General features: G+C 71.1%; 17 protein-coding genes. 8 read left to right on the forward strand and 9 right to left on the reverse strand.

The features are described from left to right. Window position 1: 1 nt before the first annotated feature. Complete coding sequence (locus tag AVL59_RS35125) at window positions 2–1,216, forward strand: acyl-CoA dehydrogenase family protein (RefSeq protein ID WP_067312806.1); 1,215 nt, start codon at window positions 2–4, stop codon at window positions 1,214–1,216. Window positions 1,217–1,276: 60 nt separating this feature from the next. On the opposite strand, the gene AVL59_RS35130 is transcribed toward AVL59_RS35125, so the two are convergent. Genes AVL59_RS35130 through AVL59_RS35140 form a run of 3 tightly spaced genes read right to left on the reverse strand, consistent with a single transcriptional unit; the run spans window position 1,277 to window position 4,346 of the window. Further along, window positions 1,277–1,870 (reverse strand): TetR/AcrR family transcriptional regulator, encoded by a 594-nt coding sequence (locus AVL59_RS35130; RefSeq protein ID WP_067318117.1) that lies wholly within the window; start codon window positions 1,868–1,870, stop codon window positions 1,277–1,279. A 26-nt stretch (window positions 1,871–1,896) separates the two neighbouring features. Beyond that, complete coding sequence (locus AVL59_RS35135) at window positions 1,897–3,576, reverse strand: AMP-binding protein (RefSeq protein ID WP_067318119.1); 1,680 nt, start codon at window positions 3,574–3,576, stop codon at window positions 1,897–1,899. Continuing rightward, window positions 3,573–4,346 (reverse strand): SDR family oxidoreductase, encoded by a 774-nt coding sequence (locus AVL59_RS35140; protein ID WP_067312808.1) that lies wholly within the window; start codon window positions 4,344–4,346, stop codon window positions 3,573–3,575. Before AVL59_RS35140 ends, AVL59_RS35135 begins: the two co-directional genes overlap by 4 nt. 178 nt (window positions 4,347–4,524) lie before the next feature. Between AVL59_RS35140 and AVL59_RS35145 the strand changes: the two genes are divergently transcribed. After that, window positions 4,525–5,745 carry an exo-beta-N-acetylmuramidase NamZ family protein gene (locus AVL59_RS35145; RefSeq protein ID WP_067312810.1) on the forward strand — a complete coding sequence of 407 codons (1,221 nt, stop codon included), beginning with the start codon at window positions 4,525–4,527 and terminating at the stop codon, window positions 5,743–5,745. A gap of 82 nt (window positions 5,746–5,827) precedes the next feature. Further along, complete coding sequence (locus AVL59_RS35150) at window positions 5,828–7,144, forward strand: serine-threonine protein kinase (RefSeq protein WP_067312812.1); 1,317 nt, start codon at window positions 5,828–5,830, stop codon at window positions 7,142–7,144. A gap of 18 nt (window positions 7,145–7,162) precedes the next feature. Here AVL59_RS35150 and AVL59_RS35155 read toward each other — a convergent pair whose 3' ends face one another. Beyond that, a complete protein-coding gene (locus AVL59_RS35155; RefSeq protein ID WP_067312813.1) occupies window positions 7,163–9,952 on the reverse strand; it encodes a penicillin acylase family protein in 2,790 nt (929 codons plus the stop codon). A gap of 254 nt (window positions 9,953–10,206) precedes the next feature. Between AVL59_RS35155 and AVL59_RS35160 the strand changes: the two genes are divergently transcribed. Together AVL59_RS35160 and AVL59_RS35165 are read left to right on the forward strand one after the other, a co-directional pair. Continuing rightward, window positions 10,207–10,809: a hypothetical protein gene (locus AVL59_RS35160; protein ID WP_067312815.1), complete on the forward strand. Its 603-nt coding sequence runs from the start codon at window positions 10,207–10,209 to the stop codon at window positions 10,807–10,809. A gap of 124 nt (window positions 10,810–10,933) precedes the next feature. Continuing rightward, complete coding sequence (locus AVL59_RS35165) at window positions 10,934–11,662, forward strand: 3-keto-5-aminohexanoate cleavage protein (protein ID WP_067312817.1); 729 nt, start codon at window positions 10,934–10,936, stop codon at window positions 11,660–11,662. On the opposite strand, the gene AVL59_RS35170 is transcribed toward AVL59_RS35165, so the two are convergent. Beyond that, entirely contained in the window at window positions 11,608–12,345 is a 738-nt protein-coding gene (locus AVL59_RS35170; RefSeq protein ID WP_067312819.1) for a hypothetical protein, read from the reverse strand. The two genes, AVL59_RS35165 and AVL59_RS35170, sit on opposite strands and share 55 nt — an antisense overlap. A gap of 151 nt (window positions 12,346–12,496) precedes the next feature. Here AVL59_RS35170 and AVL59_RS35175 point away from each other — a divergent pair, with 151 nt between their 5' ends. Next, window positions 12,497–13,564 (forward strand): RNA ligase (ATP), encoded by a 1,068-nt coding sequence (locus tag AVL59_RS35175; RefSeq protein ID WP_067312821.1) that lies wholly within the window; start codon window positions 12,497–12,499, stop codon window positions 13,562–13,564. A gap of 70 nt (window positions 13,565–13,634) precedes the next feature. Here AVL59_RS35175 and soxR read toward each other — a convergent pair whose 3' ends face one another. After that, window positions 13,635–14,093 carry a redox-sensitive transcriptional activator SoxR gene (gene soxR / locus AVL59_RS35180; protein ID WP_067312823.1) on the reverse strand — a complete coding sequence of 153 codons (459 nt, stop codon included), beginning with the start codon at window positions 14,091–14,093 and terminating at the stop codon, window positions 13,635–13,637. A 105-nt stretch (window positions 14,094–14,198) separates the two neighbouring features. On the opposite strand from soxR, the gene AVL59_RS35185 reads away from it, so the two are divergent. After that, window positions 14,199–14,660 carry a MaoC family dehydratase gene (locus AVL59_RS35185; protein WP_067312824.1) on the forward strand — a complete coding sequence of 154 codons (462 nt, stop codon included), beginning with the start codon at window positions 14,199–14,201 and terminating at the stop codon, window positions 14,658–14,660. A 12-nt stretch (window positions 14,661–14,672) separates the two neighbouring features. On the opposite strand, the gene AVL59_RS35190 is transcribed toward AVL59_RS35185, so the two are convergent. The 3 genes from AVL59_RS35190 to AVL59_RS35200 form a co-directional block, all read right to left on the reverse strand. Next, window positions 14,673–15,296 carry a TetR/AcrR family transcriptional regulator gene (locus AVL59_RS35190; RefSeq protein ID WP_067312826.1) on the reverse strand — a complete coding sequence of 208 codons (624 nt, stop codon included), beginning with the start codon at window positions 15,294–15,296 and terminating at the stop codon, window positions 14,673–14,675. A gap of 101 nt (window positions 15,297–15,397) precedes the next feature. After that, window positions 15,398–15,685, reverse strand: a complete 288-nt coding sequence (locus AVL59_RS35195; RefSeq protein ID WP_067318121.1) for a YiaA/YiaB family inner membrane protein — start codon at window positions 15,683–15,685, stop codon at window positions 15,398–15,400. Between the two features lie 60 nt (window positions 15,686–15,745). Beyond that, window positions 15,746–16,897 carry an acyl-CoA dehydrogenase family protein gene (locus AVL59_RS35200; RefSeq protein WP_067312828.1) on the reverse strand — a complete coding sequence of 384 codons (1,152 nt, stop codon included), beginning with the start codon at window positions 16,895–16,897 and terminating at the stop codon, window positions 15,746–15,748. A 91-nt stretch (window positions 16,898–16,988) separates the two neighbouring features. Here AVL59_RS35200 and AVL59_RS35205 point away from each other — a divergent pair, with 91 nt between their 5' ends. Further along, window positions 16,989–17,630 (forward strand): TetR/AcrR family transcriptional regulator, encoded by a 642-nt coding sequence (locus tag AVL59_RS35205; RefSeq protein WP_067312829.1) that lies wholly within the window; start codon window positions 16,989–16,991, stop codon window positions 17,628–17,630. The last annotated feature ends 9 nt before the right edge of the window (window positions 17,631–17,639 follow it).

A 17,639-nucleotide genomic window follows, 5' to 3' on the forward strand; every position in this document is an offset into this window, starting at 1 on the left:
CATGGACTTCGCGTTCGACGCGCGTACGGAGGAGCTGCGCGGCAGGCTGCTCGCCTTCATGGACGAGTACGTCCATCCGGCCGAGGCGGTGGCCGAGGAACAGCGGGCCGCGCTGGCGTCCCCCTGGGACACCCCGGCCGTGGTCGAGGAGCTGAAGGCCGAGGCCCGCAGGCAGGGCCTGTGGAATCTCTTCCTCCCCGACGCCGAGTACGGCGCCGGGCTGACGAACCTCCAGTACGCCCCGCTCGCCGAGATCACCGGTCGCTCCCCGCATCTGGCGCCCACGGCGACGAACTGCGCCGCGCCGGACACCGGCAACATGGAGGTGCTCGCCCAGTTCGGCAACGAGCAGCAGAAGAAGCAGTGGCTGGAGCCGCTGCTGGCCGGCGAGATCCGCTCGGCGTTCGCGATGACCGAGCCGGAGGTGGCCTCCTCCGACGCCACCAACATCACCACGCTCATCGAGCGGGACGGCGACGAGTACGTCATCACCGGCCGCAAGTGGTACATCTCCGGCGCGATGAACCCGGACTGCAAGATCTTCATCGTGATGGGCAAGACGGACCCGGACGGCGCCGACATCCGCCGTCAGCAGTCGATGGTCCTGGTGCCGCGCGACACCCCGGGCGTCACGGTCAGGCGCGCGATGCGGGTCTTCGGTTACGAGGACCACTCGCACGGCGGCCACGCCGAGGTGGTCTTCGACCACGCGCGCGTACCGGTGTCGAACCTGATCGGCGAGGAGGGCGGCGGCTTCGCCATCGCCCAGGCCCGGCTCGGCCCCGGCCGGATCCACCACTGCATGCGGCTGATCGGCATGGCCGAGCGGGCGATCGAGCTGATGTGCCGGCGGGCCGTGTCCCGTACCGCGTTCGGCAAGGCGCTGGCCCAGCAGGGTGTGGTGCACAACTGGATCGCGGACGCCCGGGTGACGGTCGAGCAGCTGCGGCTTCTCGTCCTGAAGACGGCGTGGCTGATGGACACGGTCGGCAACAGGGGCGCGCACACGGAGATCCAGGCCATCAAGATCGCCACGCCTCGCGCGGTGGTCGACATCATCGACCGCGCGATCCAGCTGCACGGCGCGGGCGGCGTGAGCCAGGACTTCCCGCTGGCCGAGCTGTACGCGGCGGCCCGCACCCTGATGATCGCCGACGGCCCGGACGAGGTGCACCAGCGGTCGCTGGCGCGCCGGGAGCTGAAGAAGTACCTCTAGGCAAGAGTGCGCGAGGGGCGGTCGCCGCGGGCGACCGCCCCTCGCGTCTGTCTCCGGGGGCTACGGCCGCAGCGCCCGCAGCAGCAGGTCGGCCAGGTGGTCGGCGACCTGCTGGGGGGTCAGGGGGCCGTCGGGGCGGTACCAGGTCGACAGATGGTGGACCGAGCCGAAGTGGTAGTCCACGACCAGGTCGGCCGGGGTCGCCGTGGAGAAGACGCCCTCGCGCTGGCCCTCCTCGATGAGCGCGCGGAAGCGTTCGTGGTAGCGCCGGCGCTCGGCGCGCACCTGCTTGTTCTTCTCCGGGCTCAAGTGGTGCATGGAGCGGAAGAAGATCATCGCGTCGTCGAGGTTCTCGATCGTCGTGACGACGACGTCCGCCGCCGCGCCTCTGAGCCGCTTCTCCACCGGTGCGTCCATGGTGGCGAAGTGGTCCAGCCGCTCCTGCTGGACGCGCAGCACGCGCGCGTACACCTCGTGCAGGAGGTCGTCCTTGGAGCCGAAGTAGTGGTACAGCGCCCCCTTGGTGACGCCGGCCGCCTCCACGATCTCCTGCACCGAGGTGCGGTCGTAGCCCTGCTCGGCGAAGAGGCGAGTGGCGGCGTTCAGCAGCCGCTGCGGAACGGGGGTCCCGTCTCCGTCCGTCGTCCTGGGCACTGCCGCCACCTGCCTTTCCGTCGTTGTCACCGACTGTCGTCGTTGTTCCCGCGCGCGTGGGAACGCAGTTCCCGACGGAGGATCTTCCCACTCGCCGTCTTGGGCAAGTCGGGCAGGATCTCCACCTGGCGCGGGTACTTGTAGGCGGCCAGTCTCTCCTTGCAGTACATCGCGAGTTCATCCGGGTCCGCCTGCGCGCCCGGACGGAGACTGATGTAAGCCCTGACGGTCTCCCCGCGGTAGCCGTCCGGGACGCCGACGACGGCCGCCTCGCGCACCGCCGGATGGGTGTAGAGGACGTCCTCCACCTCGCGCGGCCACACCTTGAACCCGGACGCGTTGATCATGTCCTTCTTGCGGTCCACGACGTACAGCCAGCCCTGCGGGTCCATGAACCCGATGTCACCGGTGCGCAGCTCGCCGTCCGGGAAGGTCTCGGCGGTGGCCTCGGGGCGCCGCCAGTAGCCGGGGACCACCTGGGGGCCGCGTACGACGATCTCGCCCTGTTCGCCGAGGGGGACCTCCTCGCCCCGCTCGTCCACGATGCGCACGAGCGTGTCGGCGCCGGGCAGGCCGACCGACAGCGTTCCCGAGCCGGGGTCGACGGGCGCCTCCAGACGGGGCGGCACGGCGGCGCAGGGGGCGGTGCACTCGGTGAGGCCGTAACCGTTGCGGATGTACGGCCCGAACCGCTCGCGGAACCGCTCCACCAGGGCCGGCGGAAGCGGCGCGCCGCCGGAGGCGATGCCGGCGAAGGACGCGAAGTGCTCGCGGGTGACCCCGGGGTGGGCGGCGAGCGCCATGAAGGCGGTGGACGGGCCGACGGTGTAGTGCGGACGGTGCTCGGTGAACGCCTCCAGGACGACACCCGGCTCGAAGCGGTAGGTGAGCACCAGGGTGCCCGCGCTGTTCAGACAGGCGCCGAACTGGGCCACCATCCCGGTGATGTGGAACAGCGGCGCGAGCGCGTAGTAGACCGGCGGGTCGGGCAGGGCCAGACCGGTCCGCTGGCGCTCGGCGTTGTACATGATGTTGCCGTGCGTGTTGGTGGCGCCCTTGGGGGTGCCGCTGGTGCCCGAGGTGTAACTGATCAGCGCGATGTCCCCGGGACGCGGCGCGCGGCCCTCGGGTGCCTTGCCGCCCTGCCGGGCGACGGTGACCAGGTCGTCGGCGTCTGGGGCCTGGGGCAGCCGCTCGAAACTCAGCACGCGCGCGTCGTCGCGCGTCTGGAAGTCCAGCTCGCACCCGGTGAGCACGATCCGCACCGGCGAGTCGGCGGCCGTCTCCCGCAGGTACGCCTCCCAGGCCCGGTCGGAGCAGATCAGCGCGGCGACCTCGCCGTCGTGCAGGACGTGGCCGACCTCGGCGGACTTGTACATGGGGTTGACGGGCACGACCGTCGCGCCCGCCTTCAAGGCGCCGAGCACGGCGAGCACGAAGTGCGGGGAGTTCTGGAGCAGGACGGCGACCCGCTCGCCGCGCTCCAGACCGCGCCCGGCGAGGTGGGCGGCCACCGAATCGCTCAGCTCGTCGGCCTCGCGGTAGCTCAGCCGGGCGTCGAAGTAGGCGAGGAAGGTGCGGTCCGGGGTCTTTGCCGCCGCGTCGCGCAGGGCGTGCACGAGCGAGTCGGCGGGGGCGATGGGCCCGCGCTGGACGTCGTCGAGCAGGGCCAGCCAGGGCCTGGCCGCGTACGGGGAAGTGCTCACCTCGCGGCCTCCCACTTCTGCTGGACCCGGTTCATACCGGCCAGCCAGCGGTCGGGGGCGGTGGCCCGCGCCTGGTAGTACCCCTCGACCTCGGGGTGCGGCAGGATCAGGAAGCGGTCCTGCTCGATGCCCCGGAACAGCGCGTCGGCGACCGCCTCCGGCTCGATCGCGGTCGACTGCAGCACCAGCTCGCCCGCGCTGCCGGTGGCGGCCAGCATGTCGGTGCGCACGCCCTGGGGGCAGATCGCGTGGACCTTGACACCCCGGTGGCGGTAGGTGAGGGACAGCCACTCGGCGAAGGCCAGCGCGCCGTGCTTGGTGACGCTGTAGGAGGGGGCGCCGATCATGGTGAGGAGTCCGGCGGCCGAGACCGTGGAGACGAACCGGCCGCGACCGCGCTCCAGCCAGTCGGGCAGCAGCTCGTGGGCCGCTCGGACGTGCGCCATCACATTGACGTCCCAGGACAGCGCCCAGGCCTTCTCGTCGAGGGGCTCGCCGGCCGCCGCGCCCTCGAAGGCGACGCCGGCGTTGGCGCAGAAGACGTCCACGGCACCGCCGAGCGCGTCACGGGCCGCGTCGACGATCCCGGAGGCGTCGCCCGGTACGGCGATCCCGCCGATCTCCCGCGCCACCGCCTCGGCCTTGTCCGCGTTCAGGTCGTTGACCACCACCCGGGCACCCTCTGCGGCGAACCTGCGGGCCAGCGCGGCCCCGATCCCACCGCCCGCTCCGGTGACGACCACTCCCGCATCCTGCACGGCTTCCACCATCGGGCTCCTTCGACGCGACACGGCTCGGCAATGGCCAGACTAACCGGTCGGTATGTGTGAGGGAAGGGTGCCTGGGCCAACCTCAAGGGGCGCGGGACGGTGTCCGATACGCGGCTCCGCCGCGCGTGCGCGAGCAACCACTGACGGCCCGCACGCTGCACACGACGGAGGCACCCCCATGCACCTGTCCCGACGGAACCTGCTCGCATCGGCCACACTGGCGACCGTTCCGGTCACACCTCGCCGCCGCGAGCGACTGCACACCGGTTTCGAAAGACTCTCGGCCGACGGCTACACCCTCCTGGCCGGCCAGAAAGTCGGTGTCGTCACCAATCCGACCGGCATCACCCGGGACACCCTGCACATCGTCGACGTCATGCACGCCGACCCCCGCTGCGGACTCACCGCGGTCTTCGGCCCCGAGCACGGCTTCCGCGGCACCGCCCAGGCAGGCGGCTCCGAGGGCCGCTACGACGACCCGGCGACCGGCCTGCCGGTCTACGACACCTATCTGAAGAGCGGCCGGCCGCTGGCCGACATCTTCACCGCGTCCGGCGTCGACACGGTCGTCTTCGACATCCAGGACGTGGGAGCGCGCTTCTACACCTACATCTGGACGCTCTACGACTGCATGGAGGCGGCCCAGCTGGCGGGCAAGCGGTTCGTCGTCCTCGACCGGCCCAACCCCGTGACCGGCCGCTCGGCCCAGGGACCGGTCCTGCACAAGGAGTTCGCCACTTTCGTCGGCCGCCGGCCCATTGCGCAGGCGCACGGCATGACGGTCGCCGAGCTGGCCCGGCTGTTCAACGGGGAGTTCCTGAGCACGCCCGTACCCCTGGAGACCGTCCTGATGACGGGCTGGAAGCGCGGGCAGTTCTACGACGCCTGCGGCCTGCCCTGGGTGCCGCCGAGCCCGAACATGCCGACCCCGGACACCGCGCTGGCGTACTCGGGCACCTGCATGTTCGAGGGCACCAACCTCTCCGAGGGGCGCGGCACGACCCGGCCCTTCGAACTCCTCGGCGCCGAGGACATCGACGGGCGGTGGGCCGCCGCGGTCAACGGACTCGGGCTGCCCGGCGTGCGGTTCCGGGAGGCGTACTTCGCGCCCACCTTCTCCAAGTTCCAGGGCAGGACGATCGGCGGCGTACAGGTCCATGTGCACGACCGGGCCGCCTACGACCCCGTACGCACCGGGATCGCGCTGCTGGTGACCGCCAGGAAGGTCTGGAACGGCTTCGCCTGGCGTCCGGACGACTGGATCGACAAGCTCACCGGCTCCGCCCGGGTGCGGACGATGATCGACGCGGGCGCGGGCACCGACGAGGTGGTGGGCGCGTGGCAGGAGGAGCTGGGGGCGTTCCGGAGCGTTCGAAAGAAATATCTGCTCTACAAGTGACCCGTCGTGTATGGCCAACTCCGCTCCGCCGCAGGACGATGCGCCCATATCGCATCGTTTCGGGGGGACGAGGGAGCCTGACATGGCGGAGCCTGGGATGAGCGTGACTCCCTACTGGGAGCTGACCTTCGACGCGGACGGAGACGTGGACGGCTCCGAACGCGACCGGCTGCTGGCGCAGGTCACGGACCACGGCGTCCGTGACCTGATCGTCTTCGCACACGGCTGGAACAACGACCGTTCGGGCGCGACCGCGCTGTACCGGCATTTCTTCGCGCCGGTTCCGGCACTCGCCCCGAAGGCGCGGATCGGGTACGTGGGTGTGATCTGGCCGTCGATGAGGTTCTGCGACGAGCCGATCCCGGACTTCCCCAGGTCCGTGGCCGCGACGGAGGCGGTGGCGGGTCCGGCGCTGGACAAGGACACCCGGCGCGCCCTGGTGGCGGCCTTCCCGGGCCGGGCCGCCGTGCTCGACCAGCTGGCCGGGATGCTCGACGAACGGCCGGCGGGGGACGCCGAGCTGGCGGAGTTCGGGCGGCTGGCGCGGCTGCTCACGGAGCCCTCGACGGACGGATCGCAGCCGGTGGGCGCGTCGGACACGGGCGAGGAGGGCGAGCCGGCCGCGCTCGGCGGGGACCCGGTCGCGATCTGCTCCGAGTTCGCGCGGGCACTCGCCGGGCTCGGCTCCCCCGGCTCCGCCGACGGGACCGCGGCGTTCGCCCTGCCCAACCCCTGGGAGGGCGCCAAGGAACTGCTGCGCCAGCTGACGTACTACACGATGAAACGGCGGGCCGGGACGGTGGGCGAGCACGGACTCGGGCCCGTCCTCGCACGGCTGGCCGGTGCGGCCGCGGGCGTGCGGGTGCATCTGGCCGGGCACAGTTTCGGCGGCCGGCTGGTGTCGTTCGCGCTGCGCGGGCTGCCCGGCACGGTGCGCACGGTGAAGTCGGTGACCCTGCTTCAAGGGGCCTTCTCCCACTACGCGTTCGCCGCGCGGCTGCCGCAGGACACTCGTGCGGCGGGCGCGCTCAAGGACCTGCAGCACCGGATCGACGGCCCGCTGGTGTGCTGCTACTCGCGCTTCGACTCCGCGCTCGGCACCGTGTATCCGCTGGCCTCGCGAATGTCGGACGACGACCGGTCGGTCGACGGGTTCGATCTCGGGCGGATGCTGGGTGCCCGGTGGGGAGCCATGGGTCACGACGGGGTGCAGGCGGTGCCGGGCACCGTCGGACTCGACCTCGCGGCGGCCCTCGGCGGGCACCTGCCCGCCACGGGCTGCGTGAACGTCGACGCGGCCGCGGTCGTCCGGCGCGGGGGCCCGCCGGCCGGGGCGCACAGTGACATCCTGCACCCCGAACTGGCCCGGGTGGTGCTGGCGGCGGGCCGTATCACCTGACCCGCCGCCGTTCGGACGTCACCGGTGCGAGGTGTACTCCACGACCTGCTGGAAGGTCGGCCGGTTCTGCCAGCCGATCTTGCCGTGCTTGATGCCGCCCAGGGTGCGCTGGTTGATCGAGTCGGCGCACCACTGGTCGCCGGCGGAGCACAGATCGTCGCCGGGGTAGACCTGGGCGGCGGTCAGGCCGGCCGCCTGCTTCAGGGTGCTGATCAAGGCGTCCCGGCAGGCGCCGAGGCTGCCGCCGCCGCAGTACTTCTGCGCGAGCCCGCCCTGCACGGACTCGCCGAGAACCGCCCGGATGTCCTTGTCGACATAGCTCCACCAGCCGTACTGGAAGGAGCTTCCGGCGTGCGAGCCGGTCGGGCCGTGTCCGGCGGACGGTGCCTCGTCCACGGGCAGGTCGGCGGTGAACGCGGTGTACAGATCGCTGCCCAGACCGGGTTCGAACTCGGCCTTCACCAGAAGGGGCCACCAGGCGTCCAGGATGCGGATCGCGTCGGCGTCGGCGTACGTCTTCGAACCGGCCGAGGTCTGCGTGCGCTTGGCGCCCGCGGTCACCCACGCCTGGAGCTTGTTCACGGCGTCGGCGGCCGTGGGGTCGCTCACCGCCGAGGAGTTGATCACCTTCAGCAGTTTGGGCAGCACGTCCTCGGCGCGCAGGTCGGCGAGGGCCGCGTCCGCCATGGCCTGCGCCAGTTTCGTACGGGTCACCCCGCCGGCCGCGACCAGCTTCTTCACCCGGTCGTCGAGGAGGTTGCCGCGGTGCACGGACCCGTCGCCCCAGGACGCGGTCGTGTAGTCCTTGGCCTGCTTGTTGTTCCAGGAGATGTAGTAGTCCTGGTCGACCGAGTTGGGGTGCGCGGAGGCCGGGGTGTAGTCGGCCGTGTTGGTGGCCGGGTCCCAGTTCTTCCACTCGTACGCCGGCTGCGCCCACACCGGGAACTCCGCGTCGACGCCGGCGGCCCGGACCGGGTTGTCACCGCTGTTGTAGTACGCGGTGTGCTGGGAGTCGGCGTAGAACCAGTTGAAGGTGTAGTTGATGTGCTGGGCCGCGCTCTGGAAGTCCTTCGGGCCCTTGACGTAGCCGGGGTCGTTCAGCATCTGGAAGCCGATGATCGAGTCGGCCTCGTGCAGATAGGAGGAGCGCAGGCTGGTGTAGGCGACCTTCTTGCCGCCGACGGTGGCCCGGTACTCGACGGGCCCGTACTTCGTGCGCCACACGCGCATGGTGTACGACCCCGCGGCCGTGCCGTCGGCCAGGGTCGGCTTCCAGGCGTTCTTCTGCTCGACCTTGTCCATGGCGGTACAGGTGCCGTGGTACAGGTAGTGGTAGTCGTCCTGGCACAGCTCGACGGCGTAGGTGTCGATGATGTCCTGGCCCGAGGTGGTCGCGCTCCAGGAGTAGTCCTGGCCGCGGCCCAGTTCGACATACATGCTCAGGCCGGCGAAGGAGGCGCCGCGGGCGCTGATGCCGGGGCCCTGTATCTCCTGGAGCATGAGCAGCTGCGGGGCGAAGTAGCCGGTCTGCGGTCCGAAGACGGCGATGGGGTGACCGCCGGCGGTGTACTTGCCGCTGACGACGAGGGCGTTGGACATGCCGCGCTTCGCGGAGCCGAGCGTGGTCTTGGCGGCCGCGGCGGAGGTGCTCCTGGCGCCGGCGGTGGCGGCGCTGCCTGTGCGGTCGTAGACGAGCGGCTCCTGGGCCACCGAGCCGGCGTCGGGCATGGCCTCGCCCTTGGGGTCGTCGGGCCTGGAGGCGTAGGGGAAGCTCTCGCCGTTGTGGACGGTCAGGGCGGCCTCGGCGTCGTTGCGCTCGCGGAAGGACTCCCAGACCTTGGTGCCCTGCTCCACGCCGTACTTGGACTGGGCCGCGATCAGCGAGAGGGCGTTGTCGACCTCGCCGCCCCCGCCGGAGCCGAACAGCGAGCCGATGACCGAGGCCAGTGCCACGAGGTCGGTGATCTTGAAATGGTCGATGGTGCCGGCGTTGGTGACCGCGTCCTTGTGGCCGGTCAGGTCGTACTCGCCGGGGAAGTAACGGCCGCTGTCGGAGGCGTCGATGTAGGAGTTGATGCCGTCGAGGTAGGCGCCCGCGTCGGTGAGGGCCTGCTGGCCGCGGGCGCCGTTCTTGGCGACGGCGTTGTCGATCTGTGCCTGCAGGTCGGCCTCGGTGTACGGCGCGTTGCGGTAGAACTCCTGCTCAAGGCCCTGGTTGGCAGGCGCGCCGCCGGCGAAGGCGGTCAGCTGGCCACGGCCGACATGCCGGAAGACGTCCATCAGCCACAGGCGGTCCTCGGCCGCCGCGTACCCCGCGCCGAACTCGGTGCCGTACCGGGTGGTGCCTGTGATGTGCGGCACACCGGACTTCTTGTCCCGGACGATGGTCACGTCACCGCGCCCGGCCGGCTTCTCGGTGGAGGCCACCTGGTCGGAAGGGACGCCGAACGAGGCGTCGTCGAAGAAGTTGTTGATCTTCGCATCGGTGAGGCCCGAGTAGCCCGTCGCCAGGTCGGCGTATGGGCCGAGCTGGTCCTCGGCGTGTGCGGGCTGGGTTCCGAAGGCCTGGTTGAGCAGGATCTGGGCGAGGGTCGCGTTGCCGTTCTCGCCGGGCGGCAGGATGTCCGAGCACTGGCCGCCGCAGTAGTCGTTCGAGGCCGTGGCGTTCTGAGCCGCCGCCGCCTGGGTGAGCGGGGAGAGCAGACCGGCGATCAGAACGCAGACGGATGCCGCTTTCAGGAACCCGGTGCGCTTGCGAGGAGTTCTCAGTTTGTCGAACAGCACGTTGCGTGGGGTGCGCCGTGGCATGGCAGCTCCTCCCGACGGGGGTTGGCCGGATGTTACCGCCGGTATCCCCGGGATTGAAGATGAACATGCGTCACCTTCTAGAGTCACTGCAGTCGGTGCCCGGCGGTCAACCCGGGGCGCCTTATGGGAGGGCATCGGAAATCGGATGGAGCCGATTCGCGTGTCGATACGTCTACTCGGCGGCGTTGCGCGGAACTCGTACGGCGACGTCGAAGTGACGGAAGCGGACGCAGGAATGACGGAGGTGCAAGGCGATGGCCGGATTCCGAAGTCTGGCGAGACAGGTGCGCGATCCACGGTGTGATCTGGCACTGCGACGCTACTCACTGCGCAAGTGCCTGGAGCGGTTCGCTCCCTACGGGCACCGGGCGACCTGGGACCACCTGTGTTCCCGGGCCGGTTTCGGTCCGGAGGACCGGTCCCCCGACCCGGCGCGGCTCGTGGCCGCGCTGGAGGAGCTGGAGGCGGCGCGGGCGGTCTGGCTCGGCTATGAGGCCGAGTTCGCCGAGCGCCGCAAGAAGGAGAAGCACGACGGGCTGCGCCGGCCGGGCAGCGTGGACGACTGGCACCGGCTGACCTGGGGCGGGTTCGGGGTCGCCTGGTGCGACGATCCGCGGGTCCACCCCGACGAGCCCCTGGCCGAGGTGCTGCGCCGGCTCATCGCCGCGCTGAACCGTGAACCGGGCTCGGTCTGCCCGGTGTGCGGCGGCGAGCGCCTCGTGTGGAAGTACGGCCTGGACCACGAGCCGTCGTCCGGTCCGGTCTGCGCGGACTGCGGGATCCTCGTGCCCCGGCCCGTGCTCACGCCCCATGCACTGGCCCATGCCAGGCGGGGACGCTTGCTGATGTCGGCCTGATCGGCGAGGGGGGAGGAACCGGGGGGTGCGCTGGGGGATGCCGCACCCCTTGCCGCGACGCGCCGCCCGGGGGTGCGAGACGCGGCCCGGGACCGTTGTCAGTGCCGTCCGGCACCATCGGAGCATGATGCAGGTGTGTCTCAACGGACGCCGCTCGGCCGCCGATGGCGCGTGCGTGCCGTTGTCCCCGGAGGAACTGGCGCGGTCCGCGGCCGAGGCCGTCGCGGCCGGAGCCACGGCGGTTCATGTCCACCCCAAGACGCCGTGCGGGCGCGACAGTCTGTCCCCGCGCGTGGTCGAGGCGACGATCGACGCGATACGCGGCCGGGTGCGGGTGCCGGTCGGCGTGACGACGGGAGCCTGGGCCGCGCCCGACCCCGCGGCCCGGTGCGCACGCGTCGGCTGCTGGTCGGTGCTGCCCGACTTCGCCTCGGTCAACTGGCATGAGCCGGGCGCCGAGGAGGTCGCCGAGCAGCTTCTCACCATGGGCATCGGCGTGGAGGCGGGCATCTGGTCCGGCACGGACGGGGCGGCCCGGTTCGCGGCCTCGCCGCTCGGCCCGAGGGTACTGCGGGTGCTCGCGGAGGTGACCGACCCGGACCCGGCGACCGCGCGGGCCACGGCACACGATCTGCTGGCCGCCCTGGGGGACGCGCACGGCCGTCCGGTCCTGCTGCACGGCGAGGAGGGCGGCACCTGGCCGGTGCTGCGGCTGGCCGGACGACTGGGCCTGGCCACCCGCACAGGCCTGGAGGACACGCTGTTCCTGCCGGACGGCGAACGGGCCTTGTCCAACGCTCAGTTGGTGGCGGAGGGCCTGGTCCAGTACGGGTCGTTCCAGCGGTCCTCGTAGGGCAGGCCGACCAGCCGGGCCCGGATCGCCAGGTCGGCCTCGCCCTGGGCGCGCAGCCGGTCCGAGGCGTGCCGGGCGAGCCAGGACCGCAGTTCGGCGACGCCTACGGCCTCGTCGTCCCGGATCCACCAGGTGAACGGCCAGGAGTCGTCGATCAGGTCGTAGAGCCATGAGCCCGCGCAGCCGACGAGATGGGTGTCGGCGACCGGATGCGGCTCCCACCGGTCGAGCAGTGGGGTCATCGTGCGCAGGATCGAGGCGCAGGTCTCGAACACGTCCTCCACCGGAAAGGGCGGGTCGGGGGTGGTGAGCACGTCGCACCACCAGGCGAGCACGAACGCCTCGACGGCCGATGCCTGCTCGGTGGGCCAGGCACGCCAGTCCACCCGGCTCAGTCCGTGACGGCCGTTGAAGCGGATGCCGTCCATGCTGCCGTCGGCCAAGGCGTGGGCGCACTGCGGCAGCAGGCGTCGCATCACGGCGGCGTGGTCCTCGAAGTGGTCGGGGACCTTGTAGACGAAGCGGCGCAGCAGACCGGTCGGGAGCCTGGTGTACGGAGTCCGCAGAAGGGCCGTCTCCTCCGGTGCGAAGCAGCGCTCGCAGCCGGTCTCGGCGGGGCTGGCGAACCCGTTGAAGACGGTGTCGATGTCCGCGAGGGCGGCGGCAAGGGCGGGTGTGGGCATGGGAGTTCGGCCCCGTTCGGTACTCCGTGCCGGGCGTCGCCGCCGGCCGAAGAGCATGACGCTAGCAGGCCCTAATCCGGTCGCTCCACCCCTTTCCCATGCGGACAGTGGGTGCCGATGAAACCGAACTGAGGAACCGAGGAGTCCCCAGATGTCGACGCTGCGCGTCACCGCCGAAGTGCTGACCGTCCACGAGCATCCGAACGCCGACGCGCTCGAACTGGCCCAGGTGGGCCTGTACCGAGCCGTCGTCGCCAAGGGCGCCTACCGCACCGGCGACGCCGCCCTCTACATCCCCGAACAGTCCGTGCTCCCGTCCGGGCTGATCGAGGAGCTGGGCCTGACCGGGCGGCTGGCGGGCGGCGAGTCCAACCGGGTCAGGGCGGTCCGGCTGCGGGGCGAGCTGTCGCAGGGCATCGTGTGCCGGCCCACTGCGCTCGCGGACGTCGATCTGGCGCGGGCCGCCGCCGAGGGCACCGACTTCGCCGAGCGGCTGGGCATCACCAAGTGGGTGCCGCCGATCCCGCCGACCATGAGCGGAGAGGTGGAGTCCGCTCCCGGCCTGCTGCCATGGGTCGACATCGAGAACATCCAGCGCTACCCGGACATCTTCGCCCCGGGCGAGCCGGTCGTCCTCACCGAGAAGCTGCACGGCTCGGCGTGTCTGCTGACGTATGTCGCCGACGAGGACCGGGTGTACGTGTCCTCCAAGGGCTTCGGGGCGAAGTCCCTGGCCCTGAAGGAGGACCCGCGCAACCTCTACTGGCGGGCGATACGAGGACACGGCGTCGCCGAGACGGCGGCGCGGCTCTGCGAGCGGCTGGGCGCCGCGCGGGTCGGCATCTTCGGGGAGGTGTACGGCGCCGGGGTGCAGGACCTCACGTACGGGGCCGACGGGCGGCGGGAGACGCTCGGGTACACGGCGTTCGACGTGTCGGCGGAGATCGACGGGGCGCTGTGCTGGCTGGACTCCGCCGAGTTGCTCGAGGGTGAGTTGCCCGTGGTGCCACGGCTGTACTCGGGGCCGTACGACATCGAGCGGGTGCTGGAGTTCGCGAGCGGGCGGGAGACGGTGTCCGGGCGGGAGCTGCATCTGCGGGAGGGCGTGGTGATACGGCCTGCCGTGGAGCGGTACAGCGCGGTGACCGGGGGGCGGGCGATCGCCAAGGCGGTGAGTCCCGCGTATCTGACGCGCAAGGGCGGCACCGAGTACGAGTAGGTCTCCGGTTGCCCGGTGCCGCGGCCGGGCGGGGGGTGGGGGGCGCCGGCGGGTTGCCGCCGAGCCGCCCCTACCGCCCCTCGGCCAGGAGGCGCGAGCCCACCCTCCGCTCGCCGAACACATCGTCCGGGTTGGACAGAACACACGTGTCCAAGGACAGACACCCGCACCCGATGCAGTCCGTGAGGTGGTCCCGCAGTCGGTTCAGCTGCTTGATGCGCTCGTCGAGTTCGGAGCGCCAGGCCTCCGAAAGCCGGGCCCAGTCCTCATGGGTCGGGGTGCGTTCCTCGGGGAGCTGGGCCAGGGCCTCGCGGATCGTGGCGAGGGGGATGCCGACCCGCTGGGCCGCGCGCACGAAGGCGACCCGGCGCAGCGTGTCGCGGGTGTAGCGGCGCTGGTTTCCGGAGGTGCGGCGGCTGGTGATCAGGCCCTTGGACTCGTAGAAGTGCAGGGCGGAGACGGCGGCACCGCTGCGCGCGGACAACTGGCCGACGGTCAGCTCATGGATCTTCTCGGGAATCTGGGGCACCCCTCAGAGACTACCCACACGCCTCGGAGGACGAATCGTTGACAGGCGCCCCTCACCCGACCATGCTAAGCAGTTGCTTAGACCTACGAGCGAGAGGCCGGGAACATGGCAGAACCGAGGACCTTCACCTCCCCCGACGAGCTGAAGGCCGCCGTGGGCGAGCAACTGGGCCACACCGACTGGCTGGAGATCGACCAGAAGCGGATCGACCTGTTCGCGGAGGCCACCGGCGATCACCAGTGGATCCATGTGGACCCGGAGAAGGCCGCCGCGGGGCCGTTCAAGACCACCATCGCCCACGGCTATCTGACCCTCTCGCTGCTTCCGCTCTTCGGACCGCAGCTCATCAAGGTCGAGGGCGTGACGATGGGCGTCAACTACGGGACGAACAAGGTGCGTTTCCCCTCACCCGTCCCGGTGGGCTCCCGGCTGCGCGCCACCGCGACGATCACCGGTGTCGAGGACGTCAAGGGCGGCGTCCAGGTGAGCGTCGCCTTCACCGTGGAGCGCGAGGGCGGCGACAAGCCGGTCTGCGTCGCGGAGTCGGTGTCCCGCTACTACCTCTGAGCGCGGCGCGCCCTACTTGGCGCCCACCATCCGCAGCACGAGGTCGGCGTAGAGCGCGCCGACCTCCTCGGGGGTGCGCGGCCCGTCCACGGTGAACCAGCGCGCCACGTCGATGCACAGCGACAGCACGGCGAGCGTGGTGCCGTGCACGTCCAGCACGTCGAACTCGCCCGAGGCCACTCCGTCCTCGACGATCCCGCGCACCTCGGCGTCGACCTGGCGGCGCAGCGCGACGATCTCGGCCCGGGCCTCGGGCCCGAGCGCGTCGAGTTCGTACTGCACGACCCGCGCCGTGGTGCGCCGCCCGGCGTGCCAGCGGACGAAGGAGCTGACGGCGTCGGACAGCCGCTCCGCGGCGCTCCCCTCGCGCCCGGCCGCCGTCCGCAGGATGTCCAGGGCCCTGTCGTGGCCGATCCGGCTGATCCGGTGGAGCAGCTCTTCCTTGGTCTTGTAGTGGATGTAGAGAGCGGCCGGGCTCATGCCGGCGCGGCCCGCGATGTCGCGTGTCGTCGTCGCGTGGTAGCCGCGCTCGGCGAAGGCCTCCACGGCGGCGATGAGCAGCCGCCGGGCCGCGTCAGGGGTGACCTCTTCCCACGGCTCGACCTCGCCGCCGGCCGTCTCCTCCGCCGTACTCATCGCTCGCTCGCCCCTTCCGGTCACAGGAGGTACACCATACCGCCGAAAGTGAGCGCTCGCTTAGTGTGACGCCCAGAGCCCCTAGAGCTTCTCACAGCACCTCAGAGCTTCTCGAAGGGGTCGTGCTCGGCGAGCAGCTTGTCCAGACGGGCCTGGTCGACCCGGCTGACGATCTGCCCGGCCTCCTGGCGGTCCCGGATCACCTTGGCGAGGGTGAAGGCGGAGGTGACGAGGTACAGGACGGCGATCGCCAGGAAGCCGCGCACCCAGGCGTTGGCGTTGAGCTGGTAGATACCGACGGCGGTGGCGGCCATGGCGACCGAGAAGGATGCGACGGCCTGGCCGTAGAACGCGGCCGTGCTCTGCTGCTTGACCGGTGTGTCACTCATGGGAGCCAGCATCGGCGGACGTGGCCCACGCCACATCCGCCGAGATACTCAGGCGGATACTCAGAAAGCGGAGACGCCGGTCAGTGCCCGGCCGATGAGCAGCTTCTGGATCTGGCTGGTGCCCTCGTAGAGCGTCATCACGCGGGCGTCGCGCAGGAGTTTGCCGACCGGGTACTCGTCGATGTAGCCGTAGCCGCCGAAGACCTGCAGGGCGTTGCCGGCGGCGCGCACGGCGGTCTCGGAGGCGAACAGCTTGGCCTTGGAGGACTCCACGGCGAACGGCCGGCCGCGGTCGATCAGGTCGGCCACCCGCCAGGTGAGCAGCCGGGCCGCGTCCACGTCGACGGCGATGTCGCTGATCAGCTCCTGCACCAGCTGATGGCGGGCGATGGGCTTGCCGAACTGCTCGCGCTCGCCCGCGTACTTCACGGCCGCGTCCAGCGCGGCCTGGGCTATCCCGACGCAGCCGGCGGCCACCGACATCCGTCCCTTGGCCAGGGCCGACATGGCGACGGAGAAGCCCTTGCCCTCCTCGCCGATCATCGCCGAGGCGGGCACCCGGACGTCCTCGAGGACCAGTTCGGCGGTGGCCTGGCCGCGCAGGCCGAGCTTGCCGTGGATGGTGCGGCGGGTCAGCCCGGGCGTGGCGGTGGGGACGAGGAAGGCCGAGACACCCTTGTGGCCGGGGGCGTCGGTGGAGCGGGCGAAGAGGAGGACGACGTCGGCCCAGGTGCCGTTGGTGATGAACATCTTGGTGCCGTTGAGGACGTAGTCGCCGCCGTCGCGCACCGCGCGGGTGGTGAGGCTGCCCGCGTCGGAACCGGTGCCGGGCTCGGTGAGGCCGAAGCAGCCGACGCACTCGCCCGCTGTCAGCCCCGGCAGCCAGCGCCGCTTCTGCTCCTCGCTCCCCCACGCCGCGATCGACTTGGCGACCAGGCCCAGGGAGACGGAGACGATCCCGCGGACCGAGGAGTCACCGCGCCCCAGCTCCTCGGTGACCAGGCAGTACGCGAGATGATCGCCGCCCGAGCCGCCGTACTCCTCGTCGACGGTCAGCCCGAGGAAGCCGACCTCGCCGAGCTTCTTCACGATGCCGCGGTCGACCTCCTCGGCCCGGTCCCAGGCGACCACGTGCGGGGCGATCTCGCGCTCCACGAAGTCCCGGGCGAGCTGCCGTACGGCGGCCTGCTCCTCGCTCAGCTCCAGGTTCACCACGCGATCACCCCACACAGACGGAATCTTGAAAACTATACATTTAAATTAGCACTGCTAGTTTCCAGGGAACAGCCCTACTATGTGCGCCATGGCCCGACCGCGCAAGCCCCTTCTCAGCACCGACCGGATCGTCGAGACGGCCCGGGAACTCGTGGACGCGGAGGGCCTGGCGGCCGTCTCCACCCGGCGGCTCGCCGCCGAGCTGGGGGTGAGCGGGCCCTCGCTGTACAACCACTTCCGCACCAAGGACGAGATCCTGGAGGCGGTCGCGGACTCGGTGAGCGCCCTGGTGGACCTGTCGATGTTCGAGGACCGCCGGCACTGGCGGACCGCGCTGCACGACTGGGCCGTCTCCTACCGGGCGGCCCTGCGCGACCACCCGAACATCGTCCCGGTCCTGGCCCGGGGGCCGGGGCGCCGCCCCGCCGCGCTCCGCCTCGCCGACGCGGTCTACGGCGCGATGGTCGACGCGGGCTGGCCGCCGGCCCAGGCGACCTCCATCGGCGCGCTGATGCGCTACTTCATCATGGGCTCCGCGCTCGGCTCCTTCGCCGGAGGCTTCGTGGACGACGCGAGCGCGTACGACCCCGCCGACTATCCCCACCTCGGCCAGGCCCACCTGCTCGCCGAGCAGCAGGAGAAGATCGACGAGCGGGCCTTCGAGGCCGGGCTCGCGGCACTGCTGGACGGACTGGCCCAGCAGTACGAGCAGGTGCGCCAGAGCGTGTGAGGACACTTC

Source organism: Streptomyces griseochromogenes, from assembly GCF_001542625.1.
Taxonomy (GTDB): domain Bacteria; phylum Actinomycetota; class Actinomycetes; order Streptomycetales; family Streptomycetaceae; genus Streptomyces; species Streptomyces griseochromogenes.